The sequence below is a fragment of the Glutamicibacter uratoxydans genome (assembly GCF_050753455.1).
Classification (GTDB): Bacteria; Actinomycetota; Actinomycetes; order Actinomycetales; family Micrococcaceae; genus Glutamicibacter; species Glutamicibacter uratoxydans_A.
On sequence record NZ_CP192736.1, the window covers coordinates 1,966,732 to 1,982,158 of the forward strand.

The 15,427-nt window shown below is 58.6% G+C and carries 17 protein-coding genes; 6 read left to right on the forward strand and 11 right to left on the reverse strand.

Annotated features, from left to right (window positions below; genetic code table 11):
* Positions 1–4: 4 nt before the first annotated feature.
* From zwf to ACQQZ8_RS09040, 6 genes are all read left to right on the forward strand, one after another.
* A complete protein-coding gene (gene zwf, locus ACQQZ8_RS09015) occupies positions 5–1,525 on the forward strand; it encodes a glucose-6-phosphate dehydrogenase (protein ID WP_431709505.1) in 1,521 nt (506 codons plus the stop codon).
* Entirely contained in the window at positions 1,522–2,463 is a 942-nt protein-coding gene (locus tag ACQQZ8_RS09020; protein ID WP_431709506.1) for a glucose-6-phosphate dehydrogenase assembly protein OpcA, read from the forward strand. Before zwf ends, ACQQZ8_RS09020 begins: the two co-directional genes overlap by 4 nt.
* Positions 2,453–3,193: a 6-phosphogluconolactonase gene (gene pgl / locus ACQQZ8_RS09025; RefSeq protein WP_431712166.1), complete on the forward strand. Its 741-nt coding sequence runs from the start codon at positions 2,453–2,455 to the stop codon at positions 3,191–3,193. Before ACQQZ8_RS09020 ends, pgl begins: the two co-directional genes overlap by 11 nt.
* A gap of 477 nt (positions 3,194–3,670) precedes the next feature.
* Complete coding sequence (locus ACQQZ8_RS09030; RefSeq protein WP_431709507.1) at positions 3,671–3,796, forward strand: hypothetical protein; 126 nt, start codon at positions 3,671–3,673, stop codon at positions 3,794–3,796.
* Between the two features lie 504 nt (positions 3,797–4,300).
* Positions 4,301–4,483, forward strand: a complete 183-nt coding sequence (locus ACQQZ8_RS09035) for a hypothetical protein (protein WP_431709508.1) — start codon at positions 4,301–4,303, stop codon at positions 4,481–4,483.
* A gap of 109 nt (positions 4,484–4,592) precedes the next feature.
* Positions 4,593–4,784 (forward strand): hypothetical protein, encoded by a 192-nt coding sequence (locus ACQQZ8_RS09040; protein WP_431709509.1) that lies wholly within the window; start codon positions 4,593–4,595, stop codon positions 4,782–4,784.
* Between the two features lie 119 nt (positions 4,785–4,903).
* Here ACQQZ8_RS09040 and secG read toward each other — a convergent pair whose 3' ends face one another.
* From secG to ACQQZ8_RS09095, 11 genes are all read right to left on the reverse strand, one after another.
* Positions 4,904–5,095, reverse strand: a complete 192-nt coding sequence (gene secG, locus ACQQZ8_RS09045; protein ID WP_431712167.1) for a preprotein translocase subunit SecG — start codon at positions 5,093–5,095, stop codon at positions 4,904–4,906.
* 83 nt (positions 5,096–5,178) lie between these two features.
* The gene (tpiA, locus tag ACQQZ8_RS09050) at positions 5,179–5,994 is read right to left on the reverse strand and encodes a triose-phosphate isomerase (protein ID WP_431709510.1); all 816 of its coding nucleotides are present in this window, start codon (positions 5,992–5,994) and stop codon (positions 5,179–5,181) included.
* Between the two features lie 4 nt (positions 5,995–5,998).
* Entirely contained in the window at positions 5,999–7,225 is a 1,227-nt protein-coding gene (locus ACQQZ8_RS09055) for a phosphoglycerate kinase (protein ID WP_431709511.1), read from the reverse strand.
* 17 nt (positions 7,226–7,242) lie between these two features.
* On the reverse strand, positions 7,243–8,250 hold the full coding sequence (gene gap, locus ACQQZ8_RS09060) for a type I glyceraldehyde-3-phosphate dehydrogenase (RefSeq protein ID WP_431709512.1): 1,008 nt from the start codon (positions 8,248–8,250) through the stop codon (positions 7,243–7,245).
* Between the two features lie 185 nt (positions 8,251–8,435).
* Positions 8,436–9,065: a superoxide dismutase gene (locus ACQQZ8_RS09065; RefSeq protein ID WP_431709513.1), complete on the reverse strand. Its 630-nt coding sequence runs from the start codon at positions 9,063–9,065 to the stop codon at positions 8,436–8,438.
* Positions 9,066–9,127: 62 nt separating this feature from the next.
* The gene (gene whiA / locus ACQQZ8_RS09070) at positions 9,128–10,108 is read right to left on the reverse strand and encodes a DNA-binding protein WhiA (RefSeq protein WP_431709514.1); all 981 of its coding nucleotides are present in this window, start codon (positions 10,106–10,108) and stop codon (positions 9,128–9,130) included.
* Positions 10,109–10,138: 30 nt separating this feature from the next.
* Positions 10,139–11,161 (reverse strand): gluconeogenesis factor YvcK family protein, encoded by a 1,023-nt coding sequence (locus ACQQZ8_RS09075; protein ID WP_431709515.1) that lies wholly within the window; start codon positions 11,159–11,161, stop codon positions 10,139–10,141.
* A gap of 14 nt (positions 11,162–11,175) precedes the next feature.
* Complete coding sequence (gene rapZ, locus ACQQZ8_RS09080; protein WP_431709516.1) at positions 11,176–12,069, reverse strand: RNase adapter RapZ; 894 nt, start codon at positions 12,067–12,069, stop codon at positions 11,176–11,178.
* A gap of 9 nt (positions 12,070–12,078) precedes the next feature.
* On the reverse strand, positions 12,079–14,016 hold the full coding sequence (gene uvrC, locus ACQQZ8_RS09085) for an excinuclease ABC subunit UvrC (protein WP_431709517.1): 1,938 nt from the start codon (positions 14,014–14,016) through the stop codon (positions 12,079–12,081).
* A 2-nt stretch (positions 14,017–14,018) separates the two neighbouring features.
* Positions 14,019–14,690, reverse strand: a complete 672-nt coding sequence (locus tag ACQQZ8_RS09090) for a lysophospholipid acyltransferase family protein (protein WP_431709518.1) — start codon at positions 14,688–14,690, stop codon at positions 14,019–14,021.
* Positions 14,690–15,394 (reverse strand): HAD hydrolase-like protein, encoded by a 705-nt coding sequence (locus tag ACQQZ8_RS09095; RefSeq protein ID WP_431712168.1) that lies wholly within the window; start codon positions 15,392–15,394, stop codon positions 14,690–14,692. Before ACQQZ8_RS09095 ends, ACQQZ8_RS09090 begins: the two co-directional genes overlap by 1 nt.
* Between the last annotated feature and the right edge of the window lie 33 nt (positions 15,395–15,427).

The window sequence follows — 15,427 nt, forward strand, 5'->3', positions numbered from 1 at the left end:
AGTAATGAGTAATCCACTACGCGACGCCCGCGACCGACGGCTGAATCGGATCGCCGGTCCGGGCGCGCTGGTGTTCTTTGGGATCACCGGCGATCTGGCCCGTAAGAAATTGATGCCTGCCGTCTATGACTTAGCGAACCGGGGGTTGTTGCCACCAAACTTCGCGATCGTAGGTTTTGGGCGTCGCGACTGGTCCGCCGAAGACTTCGCCGATCAGACCCGTGAATGGATCATCGCCAGCGCACGTACCCCCTTTAATGAGACCGTGTTCGCCCAGCTGGCGAGCGGGATGCGTTCCATATCCGGGGCTTTCGACGATGACGCGGCCTATGAGAAGCTCTCTAAAACTTTGGATGAGCTCGCCCGCACCCGAAACACCGGGCGAAACCATGCCTTTTACCTCTCGATCCCTCCAAGCTGGTTCGACGTGGTCTGTCAGAAGCTCTCCGAGCATCAGCTGGCCAATGATGCCAATCCGGGCTGGGAACGGGTAGTCATTGAAAAGCCTTTCGGACACGATTTAGCCAGTGCCCGTGAATTGAATGAAATCGTTGAATCGGTGTTCCCCGCGGACTCGGTCTTCCGGATTGACCATTATTTGGGTAAAGAGACCGTGCAGAACTTGTTGGCACTGCGTTTCGGCAACCAGCTGTTCGAACCGCTGTGGAACAACAAGTATGTGGATCATGTACAGATTACCATGGCCGAAGATATCGGCATCGGCGGACGAGCCAGCTACTACGACGGCGTGGGTGCGGCCCGAGATGTGATCCAGAATCACCTGCTGCAACTCTTGGCCCTGACTGCCATGGAAGAACCGATCTCCTTTGACGCGGATCATCTGCGTGCTGAGAAGGAAAAGGTACTCACCGCGGTGAAGCTGCCCGAAGACTTGGGCACGGCCAGTGCCCGTGGCCAGTACACCTCAGGGTGGCAGGGCGGCGAAGAGGTCGTCGGGTTCCTGGATGAGGAGGGCTTCAACCCGAAGTCAAAGACCGAAACCTATGCGGCGATCCGCTTGAATATCAACACCCGGCGCTGGGATGGGGTCCCCTTCTACCTGCGCGCTGGGAAACGTCTAGGCCGTCGCGTCACCGAAATCGCGGTCGTTCTCAAGCGTGCCCCGAATTTGCTCTTTACCGATCATAAGGATGATGAGTTTGGGCAAAATGCGATCGTGATTCGCGTGCAGCCCGATGAGGGTGCAACCATTCGTTTCTCCTCGAAGGTGCCTGGCACTCAGATGGAGATCCGTGATGTCACCATGGATTTCGGTTACGGTAACGCCTTCACCGAATCTTCACCCGAAGCCTACGAACGGCTGATTCTCGACGTGCTCTTGGGCGAACCACCGTTGTTCCCGCGCCATGAGGAAGTTGAACAGTCGTGGCGGATCCTTGATCCCTTCGAGGAATATTGGGCAGGCCTAGAGGAGCAACCAGATCCGTACCACCCGGGTTCGTGGGGTCCGGCGAGCAGCGATGAATTGATGGCCCGAGACGGAAGGACGTGGCGGCGCCCATGATGATTGATCTTCCCAACACCACCACGAGCCAAGTGGCGAAGAAGCTGATTTCTGCGCGCCGTACTCACGGCGCTTCGGCCCTCTCCCGAGTACTGACGCTCTTGGTGGTCACCCGTGAAGGGTTCGCTGAGAAAGCCATTGAAGCCGCAGACCTGGCCAGCCGCGAGCACCCTTGCCGGGTGATCGTGGTAGTTCGCGGCCCCGAACGCGGCAAGAACCGGCTGGATGTCCAGATCCGGGTGGGCGGTGATGCCGGCGCCTCCGAGGTGATCGTGATGCGCACTCACGGTCCGAATATCGTCGCGGACGAGGCGTTAGTCTCCGCCTTGCTGCTCCCCGATGCTCCCATCGTGGCTTGGTGGCCGCACGGTGTCCCCCAAGATCCGGCGAATACCCCGCTAGGTCGGCTCGCCCACCGCCGAATTACCGACTCTGCCGAGGATCCGGATCCGTCGGCTGCGCTGTTCCAGCGGGCGAAAACCTATCAAGCCGGTGATTCGGATATGGCGTGGACCCGCATCACGCTGTGGCGCGCTCAATTGGCGAGCATCCTGGATCTTATCGGCACCGAAGGGTTGAAGAACATTACCGTGAAGGGATCGGCGAACTCCCCCTCAACTACCCTGCTAGCTGCATGGCTCACCATGTGCCTAGATGTTCCGGTGACCATCGCAGCCGATAAGTCCACCGGCGGACTCTCCAGCGTGCGGTTGGCCCGCACGGGCGGCGATGTGGAACTCTCCCGTCCGAGCGGCGAGGTGGCACACCTCTATTTGCCAGGCAGTGCCCCCCAACGGATCTCCCTACCGCGCCGCCCGAATGCCGACTGTTTGGCCGAAGAGATGCGCCGGTTAGATGCCGACGACGTCTTTGGTGAAGTGGTCACCCGTGGCCTGCATCTAACCAATCTGAGGAGTATTGAGCCCAGTGATCGCTAGACAGATTGTTATTCATGAGGATTTGAACACCACCGCTCATGCCGTGGCCGCCCGGTTGATCACCGCAACTCTCGATGCTATTGCTGCACGCGGTGTGGCCCATGTGGTGCTTACCGGCGGTAGCTTGGGAGTCGCCGTGGCCAAGGCCGTAGCGGTCAACCCGGCGCGTCACTCGGTGAATTGGTCCTTGGTGCATTTTTGGTGGGGAGATGAGCGTTTTGTGGACGCCGCTTCGGCTGATCGAAATGCCGGTCAGGTCGAAGAGTTATTCGCCGAGCTGGATTCCTTAGGGCTGGATCGGCAGACCGTTCACCAGATGGGTGCGGCAGATGAGTATGCTTCGGCGGAGGAGGCAGCAACCGCCTACACCGAACTACTGCGTGAGGAAGCCGCCGCCGAGGCGCAGAATCCCGAGTTTGACGTGCTGATGTTAGGTATGGGACCGGATTCTCATGTGGCTTCCTTATTCCCGAATCACACACGTGCAGATGGTCTGGGGGCAATCGCAGTGCACGACTCTCCCAAACCTCCAGCCGACCGGGTCTCATTGACCATGAGCACCATCAACACGGCCCGCGAAGTCTGGTTGTTGGTGGCCGGCGGCGAGAAGGCCCCCGCCTTGGCAGCCGCCCAGCACGAGGTCAATGAGCATGCCGTGCCCGCTAGTGCCGTCAAGGGTACGGTGGCCACCCGCTGGCTCGTTGATCGCGCCGCAGCCTCCCTGCTCTGAGCACCGCAGAAAGACCGATGCCGGCAATATGTATTGTTGCCAGCATCGGTCTTTCTCTGTCTCGAGGGCTTTCTCTGTCTCGAGGGCTTTCTCATGTCCTAGCGGCCACAGCACATCCCCGTCTACGGCACCTGAATGATCGGCCTATCCACCGCTCAGGAACTGCAGCCAGCTACTTCCCGTCCTATCCGGAGAACTGTGCGACCAACGATTAGTTCTAGACCCGCTCACTGATCCGCTTCGAGGAACTTTGAGCACGGGATGAAACTGAGTATCACACGAGGTTGTGAACTGAACGTTCCGGGACAAAGGACGCGAAATACTCCTGCGCCAACATTGTTTCTCCCGCCACCAGAGTATTGAGCTGCGACATAGCTGGCCGATACGCCACCGTCCCGGGCCTGAGCAGACCCACCGACTTGCGGGGCACAAAGTGCAGCGAGCCACTTAGGTAGTGAAACTTCGCCGCCACACCCTGTGGCCACTCGGGAAGAGCGTGCTGGCAAGGCCACTGCGGTGCGTATGGCCTCCGGGTTACGCGGTGGCCAGGTACTTGACGAGGGTCAGAGTCTGTACCCGATTCGCGGGCATGTCATCCTTTGAATCAAGACCATCCAACACACCGAGCGTGAGTGCTTTGAGCGCCCGTAGGGCATCTGCTCCATCACTCAGCGGCCATGTATGAGCATGCCACTGCCACGGTTCCGTAGCAGGCCAAATGCGACAGACTGGAGCACGGGGTGGGCTTGTTGTCGGCAGTGGCGACCATCCGAGCGGAATGTGCAACTGGCATACTGTGGCGGCTAATGCCGCGCTCGGTCACGGTGTGGCCAGCGCCCCAAGCCGTGATCCCTCCGCAGAGCCGAAACCAACATGATTTGCGCCCTACAAAAGATCCTGGGCGCGGGCGTGCGACCTCGGAACTACAAGGCAGCCTTCGTCGATTCAGCCGAATAAGTCCGCGCTGAGCCTTGATCGCGTTCGATGCGGTAACAACTTCCCTAATACATCTGGGGTTAACCACAACCTAGGTCTTTAACACCCAGATGTTCATCCCGGTCATCCTATGGTGAAGGGAGATTTTTGGCTCGTTCGAAGGACCCCTAAGTGCAGACCCTGTCCCACACCGGAATTCAGTTGTTGATTGGTATTCTGGCGGTTTTTTGTTTATTGAGTGGTCGCCTCGAACTGGGCGTACTCTTCCTCGTTCTGGGGCTGATCATTCCGTTGGCACACTGGGTTGCCAAGCGTTTAGAGATGCCCACTGTCCCGCACCAACCGGAAATGTGAGCGCTAGATCCCGTGCCTGCCCCTAGTAATTGTGCTGAGCGTTCCCTGTTGCATTGCGTGATTCTCCGGTAACGTTGAAAGACACACAGGCATCAGGGGGTGTTTCAAAATGAGCCCACGAAATATGATGCTGCTGCAGGTATCCATCATGATTTTCGGGATTATCAGCATGCTAACGGGCCGAACCGGTTTCGGAGTTTTTTGTCTGTTGGCCGCAATGACCCCATCTATTTACGTCCGAATCGTGGGGCGGTTCCCGCAGCAAGCTAAACCGCAGCATTCCTCGAGCGATCCGGGCTAGAATTTGTCGCTCTGGGCCCCAGATGCGGACTTAGGGTGTTCGCATCCGGGTAATGACGCGTTAAAAAGCTCTCGGGGCTTCCGTTAGACGGAAACCCCGAGAGCTTGTCGTTCTAATGCTTAGGATTCGATGCTGAAGCGCATAATCAGTGCTAATCCGATGATCACCGCTGCCCAAATCAGGCCCAAGACGATGGTGACGCGGTTCAAGTTACGTTCGGCCACACCGGATGAACCCAAAGATGAGGTTACCCCGCCGCCGAACATATCTGACATTCCGCCACCGCGACCCTTGTGCAGCAGGATCAGCATGGTCAACAGGACACTGGTAATTCCCAGTAGTACCTGCAGAACAATCTCAATGACATCCACTACGTTGGTTCCTTACCTAGGGTTTAATCGGTCACCAGATGATGCTCGAACCTAACAATATTAGCAAACTCTTGGGCATCCAAGCTGGCGCCACCAACCAACACCCCGTCAACATCGCGCTCACGCATGATCGCCGCAGCATTTGCAGCCTTGACGCTGCCACCGTAAAGCAACCGAATCGACTCGGCAACCTCGCTGCCGAAACGTGCAGCCAGCGCTTCACGGATCGCTGCGCACATTTCCTGTGCGTCTTGCGGACCAGCCACTTCCCCGGTGCCAATGGCCCAGACCGGCTCATAGGCGACAACCAGTGTGGCAGCCTGCTCGGCGCTGATTCCTTCCAAAGAGTCCGCCAACTGGGTCAGGGTGAACTCCACATGTTCCCCAGCCTGGCGCATCTCCAGTCCCTCACCGACACAAAGAATCGGAGTGAGACCGTGACGGTAAGCCGCAGCCAACTTGGCCGCAACGATAGCGTCATTTTCGTGGTGGTACTCGCGGCGTTCGGAGTGACCGACCAAAACGTAGGTGCAGCCGAGCTTGGCTAGGAACTGACCCGAGATCTCACCGGTATAAGCCCCCGAGTCCTGCGCAGAGAGATCCTGGGCCCCGTACACGACATCCAGTTTGTCTCCGAGGGTCAGCGTCTGCACGCCACGGATGTCGGTAAAGGGAGGGAACACGGCAACTTCGGCACGGTCATACTCATGCTGGTTGTCCTTTAAGGTCCACGCAAGTTTCTGCACCAAGGTGATCCCTTGGATGTGGTCCATGTTCATCTTCCAGTTACCAGCAATCAGTGGCTTGCGAAGAAATTTCCCATTTTGCGAAATGGTCATGTGGTTAGCCTTCCAAAGCGGCGACACCCGGTAGGGTTTTGCCCTCAAGGTATTCCAGTGACGCTCCGCCACCGGTTGAGATATGTCCAAAGTCGTCTTCGGCGAAGCCCAGGGTACGCACCGCTGCCGCGGAGTCGCCACCACCGACCACGCTGAAGGCCTCCGACTCGGCCAGTGCCCCGGCGACCCGACGGGTCCCTTCGGCAAAGGCCGGGATTTCGAAGACACCCATTGGACCGTTCCAGAACACGGTATTGGCGCTAGTGATGTAGCTGGCAAACAATTCGGCGGTTTTCGGACCAATGTCCAGGCCTAGACCGGTGCTGCCAAAGCTGGCTTCTTCGATCTTGTCTGCTTCCAGCACCTCATATGCGGCGTCGGCGCCGAACTTCTCTGCCACCACCACATCGGTGGGAATGATGATGTCGCAGCCCAGTTTCTCGGCACGACTCAGGTAATCCAAGCAGGTGGCAACCTGGTCTTCTTCCAGCAGTGAGCCGCCCACGGCGTACCCCTTGGCTTTGAGGAAGGTGAAGGCCATACCGCCACCAATCAGCAGCTGATCAGCCTTACCCAACAGATTGTCAATCACGGCCAACTTGTCCGAAACCTTAGACCCACCCAAAACCACCACGTACGGGCGTTTGGGGGCCTCGGTCAGGGTCTGCAGCACCTTCACCTCGGTGGCTACCAGGTCACCCTGGTAGGAAGGCAACAACGCGGCAATGTCATACACCGAAGCGTGCTTGCGGTGAACCGCACCAAAGGCGTCATTAACGTAGGCGCCCTGGTTGCCGGTCAATGCGGCCAGTTCGGCCGCGAAGGCGGCACGCTCGGTGTCATCCTTGGAGGTTTCGCGGGCATCGAAGCGAACGTTCTCGATCACCAGCACGCTACCGTCAGCCAAGTTGGCCGCAGCCTGCTGAGCCGATGGCCCAACAACATCTTCGGCGACAACCACTTCGAAGTCGGCAAGTTCATCAAGACGATGTGCAGCCGGAGCGATCGAGTACTTCGGGTCCACGGCGCCCTTCGGGCGCCCCAGATGTGCCATGACGATAACCCGTGCACCGGCTTCGGTGAGCTTGCTGAGCACTGGCAGGGACGCGCGCACGCGCCCATCATCGGTGACAGTGCTGCCGTCCAACGGCACGTTGAGGTCGCAGCGGACCAAAACGTGCCGTCCCCGCACACCGTCGGCGATCAGTTCGTCGAGAGTCTGTGAAGTCATGACTCTAGATTATCCGACTACAGCCTCGAACCCACCAATTGAGTCAGGTCAACGAGTCGCGCGGTGTAGCCCCACTCGTTGTCGTACCAAGCCAAGACCTTGACGGTATTACCGATCACCGTGGTGAATTCCGAGTCGAAAATCGCCGAGTGCGGGTTGCTCACAATATCGCTAGAGACCAGCGGATCGGTGGAGTACTGCAGGTAGGGTGCTAGTTGCCTCTCGGCTGCAGCCTTAGCAAAGACCGCATTGATCTCTTCCACGCTTGCTTCACGAGCAAGGTTCACGGTCAGGTCGGTCGCCGAGCCGGTTGGGACCGGTACCCGCATGGCATAACCGTTCAGCTTGCCTTTCAGTTCCGGGAGCACACTACCGATGGCCTTCGCGGCGCCGGTGGAGGTCGGGATCATATTCAAGGCTGCCGCCCGAGCCCGACGTGGATCCTTATGCGGGGCGTCCTGCAGGCGCTGATCCGCAGTGTACGCGTGGATGGTGGTCATCATGCCATCAATAATGCCGAATTCATCGTTCAGCACCTTGGCAACCGGAGCCAAGCAGTTAGTGGTGCACGAGGCGTTGGAGATGATGTGGTGCGCGGCCGGATCGTAGTTCTGGTCGTTGACGCCCATCACAATGGTGATGTCTTCGCCCTTAGCTGGAGCGGAAATGATGACCTTCTTGGCGCCGGCATCAAGGTGCTTCTGTGCGCCGGCGGCTTTAGTAAAGCGTCCGGTGGACTCGATTACGATGTCAACACCAAGGTCAGCCCAAGGCAGATTTTCCGGGTTCTTTTCGGAAAAGACTTGAATACGTTGTTCGCCGACGATCAGGAAGTTTCCTTCCACACTGACCGGCTGATCCAGAACTCCAAGAATGGAGTCGAATTTGACCAGATGGGCCAAGGCGTTGATGTCGCCCAGATCGTTGACGGCAAGCACCTGAATATCGGCGTTCTGGGCCAGAACAGCGCGCAAGTAGTTGCGCCCGATGCGTCCGAAGCCGTTGATTCCAACACGGGTTGTCACGAGACTATCTCCTCTAAACGGGGATGCTGACGCCACTTGCCGTGTGCTAACGGAAGTGGCCTTTCATTGGAAGGACACTCCGTTGTGTCGTGTTTCGAACCCCGTCGAGGCGGGGTTCGAAACACATTGTTAACATCCTACGTTACTGGAACGCAGATGTGAGGCGGGTAACCGCTGTGTTTTAACTACTTACCTGGGACAACCAGCGAAGCGGCACCATTGCGGGCTGCTGCGAAGCGTGCCTGGACGTCGGCCCAGTTCACGATGTTCCAGAAAGCCTTGACGTAGTCGGCCTTGACGTTGACGTAGTCCAGGTAGAAGGCGTGCTCCCACATATCCAGCATCAGCAGTGGGGTGGTTGCCACTGGGATGTTGCCCTGCTGATCGTAGAGCTGCTCGATAACCAGCTGGCCGCCGATTGGCTCGTAGGCCAATACGGCCCAACCCGAACCCTGCAGGCTCATGGCAGCTGCGGTGAAGTGACCGCGGAATGCGTCGAAGGAGCCGAAGAACTCGTCGATGGCTGCTGCGAGCTCGCCTTCAGGCTTGTCGCCGCCTTCTGGCGACAGGTTGTTCCAGAAGATCGAGTGGTTGGTGTGACCGCCCAAGTGGAAAGCTAGGTCCTTGGACAGCTTCGGGATGTTGCCGAATTCGCCCTTTTCGCGGGCTTCGGCCAGCTGCTCCAGTGCGGAGTTTGCGCCGGCAACGTAGGTTGCGTGGTGCTTGGAGTGGTGCAGCTCCATGATGCGAGCCGAAATGTTTGGCTCCAGAGCGGCGTAGTCGTACTGCAGTTCAGGCAGCGAATAAACAGCCATGATTCTCCTCAATCTAATCAATCGGACGAATCTCCGCGGGCAATCGGCGCCCACGGGGACAATTATTGTTCCAGTGCATCTACTGGAACGCTGGACTCAGTCCCAGGTATTCCCAGCTCACCGGCTTTTTTGTCGGCCATGGCCAACAAGCGGCGGATCCGGCCTGCGATGGCGTCCTTCGTCATTGGCGGTTCGGCCATCCGGCCGAGTTCATCCAATGAAGCTTGTTTGTGCTCTAAGCGGAGCAGCCCTGCGTAGCGCAGGTGGTCGGGGACCTCATCGCCGAGGATCTGCAGGGCGCGTTCCACCCTAGCTCCGGCGGCGACGGCGGCTTGGGCGCTGCGACGCAAGTTCGCATCATCGAAGTTTGCGAGACGGTTTGCCGTGGCTCGCACCTCCTTGCGCATGCGGCGTTCTTCCCACACCATCAGCGCATCATGCGCGCCCATGCGAGTCAAGAGTTGCGCGATCGCGTCTCCGTCACGGATCACCACACGGTCTACCCCACGTACTTCACGGGCCTTGGCGGTAATATCGAGCCGACGGGCCGAACCGACCAACGCCAGCGCGGCCTCCGGTCCGGGGCAGGTAATTTCCAAAGCCGAGCTGCGTCCGGGTTCGGTCAACGAACCGTGGGAGAGGAACGCTCCGCGCCAGACGGCTTCGGCGTCGGCGGTGGAACCGTTCACGATCACCGAAGGCAGCCCTCGAACCGGGCGTCCCCGGGCATCCAAAAGCCCGGTTTGGCGGGCTAAGACCTCACCGTCCTTGGCCACCCGCACAATGTATCGGCTGCCCTTGCGGATGCCGGATCCGGTGACCATCACGATTTCGGCATCGTGACCATAAAGTTCTGAGATTGCCAGTTTCAGCCGACGTGCCGTGGCGGCTAGGTCAACCTCTGCCTCGATCACAATACGTCCGGATACAATATGCAAGCCGCCGCTAAACCGCAGCATGGTGGAAACCTCGGCCTTACGGACCGAGGGCTTGCGGATTTCTACCCGGGACAGCTCGTCTTTGACGGAAGCCGTCAATGCCATGAATCAAACTCCCTTACATGGTTCTTCATCCTACGAACCGATGGCGGTGAATACCTCGTGATAGGCCGCCGCGAGTCGCAACGGGTCGTGAACAGCACGACCGTCGGATACTCCTACTCTACCGAAAAAGACACGCGCACCCAGTTTTTGTGCTGCAAGCTCAAAACGCTCGGGGTTCGAAATCTTCGATTCATCAGCGATAATCGCATCAAATTTCATTTCCGGCGCGTACCTGGCAATGACCTCTAAATGCGCAACTTCATCCATCCCGCCGGTTTCTGCGGTGTTCATCGAGAGATTCATTGTCAGCACCTTCTTGGCCGTGGTTGCGGCCAGCGCCCCACGCATTTCCGGAAGAAGCAGATGCGGCAGAACTGAGGTGTACCAAGAACCAGGCCCAAGGATCACCCAATCGGCCAAGTCAATAGCTTCCAAGGCCTCGATACAGGCTGGTGCTCCGACCGGCTCTAAGTTCACATTGGTGATCAACGTGTTACTTCCGGCTTTACCCAGCTCCGCCTGACCACTGATCCGCACCCGGCGCAGATTGTCCTGCTCGTCGGCTTGTAAAACTTCACCGTGAATGGTCAATGGCACCGTGCTCATCGGTAGCACTTGGCCGCGTGCACCGAGCAGAGCCCCGGCCCAGCGTAGCCCGGCGACCGGGTCATCAAGGAGTTCCCACAAGGCGAGGATCAGTAGGTTTCCTACCGCGTGCCCGTTCAGCGGCTCACCTTCGTTCAGCTGTGCCTCAAATCGGTGTTGCATGACATCACGCCAGGTGCGACCCCAGTCGTTATCGTCACACAGTGCAGCCAGCGCCATCCTCAGATCCCCGGGCGGGAGTACCGGAAAAGACTCGCGCAACCGTCCGGAGCTTCCGCCGTCATCGGCCACCGTCACAATGGCGGTCAATGCGGTGGTTAACCGGCGTAATGCGGCAAGTGACGCGGACAGCCCATGTCCGCCGCCAAGTGCCACCACTGAGGGGTTGTGCGAAGAGTCATCGCGGCTCAGTCCCTGAATCGGGATCGGCCCTGTTGCAAATACCACGTGCGTTCCCCAGCCTACTCGCGGCCTAGGTCACGGTGGGTAACCTTGACCCGGACATTCGGTAATTGCGCTAAACGGCGCCCCAGCTCAATGGCGGTCGCCACCGAACGGTGTTTGCCACCGGTGCAACCCACCGCAAGGGTCGCATAGTGTTTATTTTCGCGGCGGTATCCCTCGAAAACCGGTTCCAGGGCGCGCAGGTAATGGCTGATAAATTCCTCGGTTCCAGGATTTCCCAATACGTACTCGGACACCTCGGGGTCCTGCCCGGTTTTCGGCCGGAGTTCTGGAACCCAGTGCGGGTTCGGGATGAATCGCACGTCAGCCACATAGTTGGCGTCGGTGGGCAACCCGTATTTGAAGCCGAAGCTCATCACGTTCAAGCGCAACACCACTGGACCGGAGTCACTGAAGAGTTCAATGACGGAGCGAGCCAGGTCATGCACGGACATCTCTGAGGAGTCCAGAATTACTTCGGCGGCCTCGCGCAGTTCGGCGGTGACATCGCGTTCCCGTTCAATCCCATCAAGGATGCGCCCGTCACTCTGCAGTGGGTGGGGTCGGCGGCCTTGTTCAAAACGCCGAACCAACACATCATTGTCGGCATCCAGATAGAACAGTCGATAGCCCACGCCCCCGGCCGTGAGGGAACTAAGTGCGCCCCGCATTTCGGGGAATAGGTCCTTGGAGCGAACGTCCATGACCACCGCGACCTTGGGCAGACCGCCTTGCGAGCGGCTCATCAGCTCGGTGAGCATCCCCAGCATCGACGGTGGAAGGTTCTCCACCACGTACCAACCGAGGTCTTCCAAGGCGTGGGCCACGGTGGTGCGTCCGGCACCGGACATCCCGGTGACAATCACTAGCTCGGTTTCCGGAGGTTTTACTGTCTTGTACTCGACCGTCATAACTTAAGGCTAGTCGAGAATTTCTCCGGTGGTCATATTAACCGCGCCTGATGACGTGATTTGCAAAGATTCCTGAATGTTGGTGGCTAACCTTTCACCCACGCCCTTAACCTGCATTAACTCTTGGATGCTGGCGGCACGAATTTTTTTCATTGACCCGAAGTGCTTGCGCAGCGCCTCTTGTTTCGCGGTTCCAAGTCCCGGAATTTTGTCCAACTCGGACTCGATCATCGATTTGGAACGTTTGGCGCGGTGGAAAGTGATCGCGAAGCGGTGGGCCTCGTCGCGTAAACGCTGCACCAGATATAGGGCAGCGGAGGAACGGGGCAGAATCACCGGGAACGGGTCATTCGGCAACCAGAGCTCTTCTAAACGTTTGGCCAATCCCACCACGGGGATGTCGTCAATACCCAAATCATCCAGCGCACGCTGCGCAGCGGCCACCTGGGGTGGCCCACCGTCAACAATGACCAAGGAAGGCGGGTACGCGAATTTTTTCATTTCCGGTTCGCTGCCATCGATGGCCCCACTGGTGAAGGATTTCGCGTCAACCTGATCCTTCAAGTAGCGGGTAAACCGGCGGGAGATCACGTCATACATGCTCGCGGTGTCATCACGCGCCGCTTCCCCGGTAATTGAGAACTTGCGGTATTCGCTCTTCTTCGGAAGCCCGTCTTCGAAGACCACCATAGAGGCCACCACGTTGGTGCCTTGGGTATGTGAGGCGTCATAGCATTCAATGCGTAATAATGCTTCATCTGTGCCCAGGGCTTCCTGCAACTCCTGCAGGGCCGCCGAGCGGGTGGAAATGTCGCCAGCACGTTTGGACTTATGCAGACGCAGCGACTGTTCGGCGTTTTCCACCACGGTCTGTGCCAACGCCGCCTTATCGCCGCGCTGTGGAATGCGAAGCGAGACCCGCGAACCGCGTAGCTCTGAGAGCCAGGTGGTGACATCGTTGATATCCACCGGTAGGACCGGGACGAGAATTTCACGCGGAATCCGGTCCGGATGATCGGCGTAGACCTGGGTGAGCAGGTGCTCCACGAACTCCTCGGGCGTGTGGTCGGCGACTTTCTCCACCACCCAGCCGCGCTGGGAGCGGATCCGACCGGCACGCACGTGGAAAACTTGTACCGCTGCTTCCAGTTCGTCCTCGTGAAAACCGAAAATATCGGCATCGGTGTTCTCTGCCAGCACCACCGCATTGCGTTCAAAGACCCGTTTGAGTGCGGCAATATCGTCCCGATACCGGGCAGCCTGCTCGTACTCTAGTTCGGCCACGGCCGCGGCCATCTTCGCTTCGAGGTCTTTGATGAAACGGGTTGCTTCACCGCCCATGAAGGTACACAGGTCCTCAGCAAGTTTCCGGTGCTCGTCCGGGTCTACGCGTCCCACACACGGGGCAGCGCATTTGTCGATATATCCCAGGAGGCAAGGCCGCCCCGAGGCTTGGGCACGGTTGAACACTCCGGGAGAGCAACTGCGGACCGGGAAAACCCTCAGCAGGGTATCGAGCGTTTCACGGATGGCCTTCGCCGGATAGAACGGGCCAAAGTATTTGACCCCCTTGCGGCGGTCCCCACGCATCACCAGGGCGCGCGGATATTTTTCATTCAAGGTCACCGCGAGATAGGGATAGGATTTGTCATCGCGGAAGACAATGTTGAATCGGGGGTTGTACTCCTTGATCCAGGTGTACTCCAGCTGCAGGGCTTCCAGTTCGGTGGCGACCACCGTCCATTCCACGCTGGCCGCGCTGAAGACCATCGCATGGGTTTTCGGGCTAAGCCGTGCGGGGTTGACGAAATAGGAAGACAGTCGGTTGCGCAGCACCCGGGCCTTACCCACATAGATGACCCGCCCATGTTCATCCCGGAACCGGTACACCCCTGGTTTGGTGGGAATATCCGAGGTTTTCGGGCGGTAGGATGCTGGATCGGCCATGGTTATTTCGCGTCCGGTGGTAACTGGTTGTAGGCGGCGACGCGTTCTTGGCCGGTCAGTTCGGCGATGGCGTCCACGATCCGGTCGGTAGCCTTACGGCGTTCAGGCAAAGGGTGTTTACGTCCCATTTGTTCAAAATACAGCGGTTCACCGTAATGGATCGAGAATTTAGTGGGTCGGATTCCCTTCTGATCGGCCGGTTGAAGGTTTTCGGTACCAATCAAACCTACCGGGATCACCGGTGCTCCGGTCGTCAGCGCAAGCCACCCCACACCGGTACGCCCACGGTAGAGTTTCCCGTCGCGCGAACGTGTACCTTCGGGGTAAATCCCAATCCCGCTGCCAGCTTCGAGCACGTCAACCAGGGAGTCCAGAGCGGCGACACTGGCCGCCTGCTCCCCGCGTTGCACCGGGATGGAGCCCACGGATTCGAAGAAAGTCTTCATCACCTTGCCCTTGATGCCGGGGGTAGTGAAATACTCGGCCTTCGCAAAAAATGCGACATCTCGTGGAGTCAACGCCTGAATGATGATGGAGTCCAAGAAGGACAGGTGGTTTGAGGCAACGATGAACGAGCCGTCCTTGGGAACGTTTTCAAGCCCGGTAATTTCGGGCCGGCACAGCGTATGCAAGGCCACACGGATCGACGATCGAGTCATCGTGTACAGGCTCATTAGTTGGTGCCTTCCTGAGGTTCTACATCGTTCTTCAGTGCGCTGGGTGTTGTTGCTCCCAGCAGCAGTGCCGCTAGTTCGGTGGTGTCATCCACCACATGATCAGCCACCGCTAATTCCGATCCCTGGGCGAAGCCCCACCGCACACCGATGCTTCGGATATGATTGTCGCGAGCGGCTTCAAGGTCATAGTAGCGGTCCCCCACCACGACAGCGCTCTGCGGGTCCAGATCCGCCCGGTGGACCGCGGCGGCAACAATGTGGGCCTTGCTGGATCCGTGTTCACCCACCTCGCCACGGTTACCGTGCACGGCATCGAAGGCGCTGTCCAATCCTTGGACTTCCAGCAGTTGCCGTGCGATGGGTTCCGGTTTCGCGGTCGTCACTGCGAGGTACATTCCGGCGTCGCGCAATTGTGCCAATAGTTGGGTGATCCCGGGGTAAATCTGTGACTGGGCCATGCCCTGCCGGGCATACTGCTCCCGGTAGGTGGCAATGATCTGGTCAATGTTGGCATCATCCACGCCAGCTAAGGTGCGTAATCCGATGTGCAGCGGTGGACCGATCAACGCGGCCACCCGGTCTTCCCCCGGGTCGGGCAGACCATGGGTACGCAACGCATAACGGATACCCGCAGTAATGGCTCCCGCGGGATCCACTAGGGTCCCATCAAGATCAAAAAGCACACTTGAAACCGACAACATCACTTAGCAATTCTCGCACGCTTTGCACCCGAA

Bases quoted from the DNA above. Each gene is read 5' to 3' on its own strand.
- zwf (WP_431709505.1), top strand. From the start codon at position 5: ATGAGTAATCCACTACGCGACGCCCGCGACCGACGGCTGAATCGGATC.
- ACQQZ8_RS09020 (WP_431709506.1), top strand. From the start codon at position 1,522: ATGATGATTGATCTTCCCAACACCACCACGAGCCAAGTGGCGAAGAAG.
- ACQQZ8_RS09040 (WP_431709509.1), top strand. From the start codon at position 4,593: ATGAGCCCACGAAATATGATGCTGCTGCAGGTATCCATCATGATTTTC.
- secG (WP_431712167.1), bottom strand. From the start codon at position 5,095: ATGCTGATCCTGCTGCACAAGGGTCGCGGTGGCGGAATGTCAGATATG.
- tpiA (WP_431709510.1), bottom strand. From the start codon at position 5,994: ATGACCATTTCGCAAAATGGGAAATTTCTTCGCAAGCCACTGATTGCT.
- ACQQZ8_RS09055 (WP_431709511.1), bottom strand. From the start codon at position 7,225: ATGACTTCACAGACTCTCGACGAACTGATCGCCGACGGTGTGCGGGGA.
- ACQQZ8_RS09065 (WP_431709513.1), bottom strand. From the start codon at position 9,065: ATGGCTGTTTATTCGCTGCCTGAACTGCAGTACGACTACGCCGCTCTG.
- whiA (WP_431709514.1), bottom strand. From the start codon at position 10,108: ATGGCATTGACGGCTTCCGTCAAAGACGAGCTGTCCCGGGTAGAAATC.
- rapZ (WP_431709516.1), bottom strand. From the start codon at position 12,069: ATGACGGTCGAGTACAAGACAGTAAAACCTCCGGAAACCGAGCTAGTG.
- uvrC (WP_431709517.1), bottom strand. From the start codon at position 14,016: ATGGCCGATCCAGCATCCTACCGCCCGAAAACCTCGGATATTCCCACC.
- ACQQZ8_RS09090 (WP_431709518.1), bottom strand. From the start codon at position 14,690: ATGAGCCTGTACACGATGACTCGATCGTCGATCCGTGTGGCCTTGCAT.
- ACQQZ8_RS09095 (WP_431712168.1), bottom strand. From the start codon at position 15,394: ATGTTGTCGGTTTCAAGTGTGCTTTTTGATCTTGATGGGACCCTAGTG.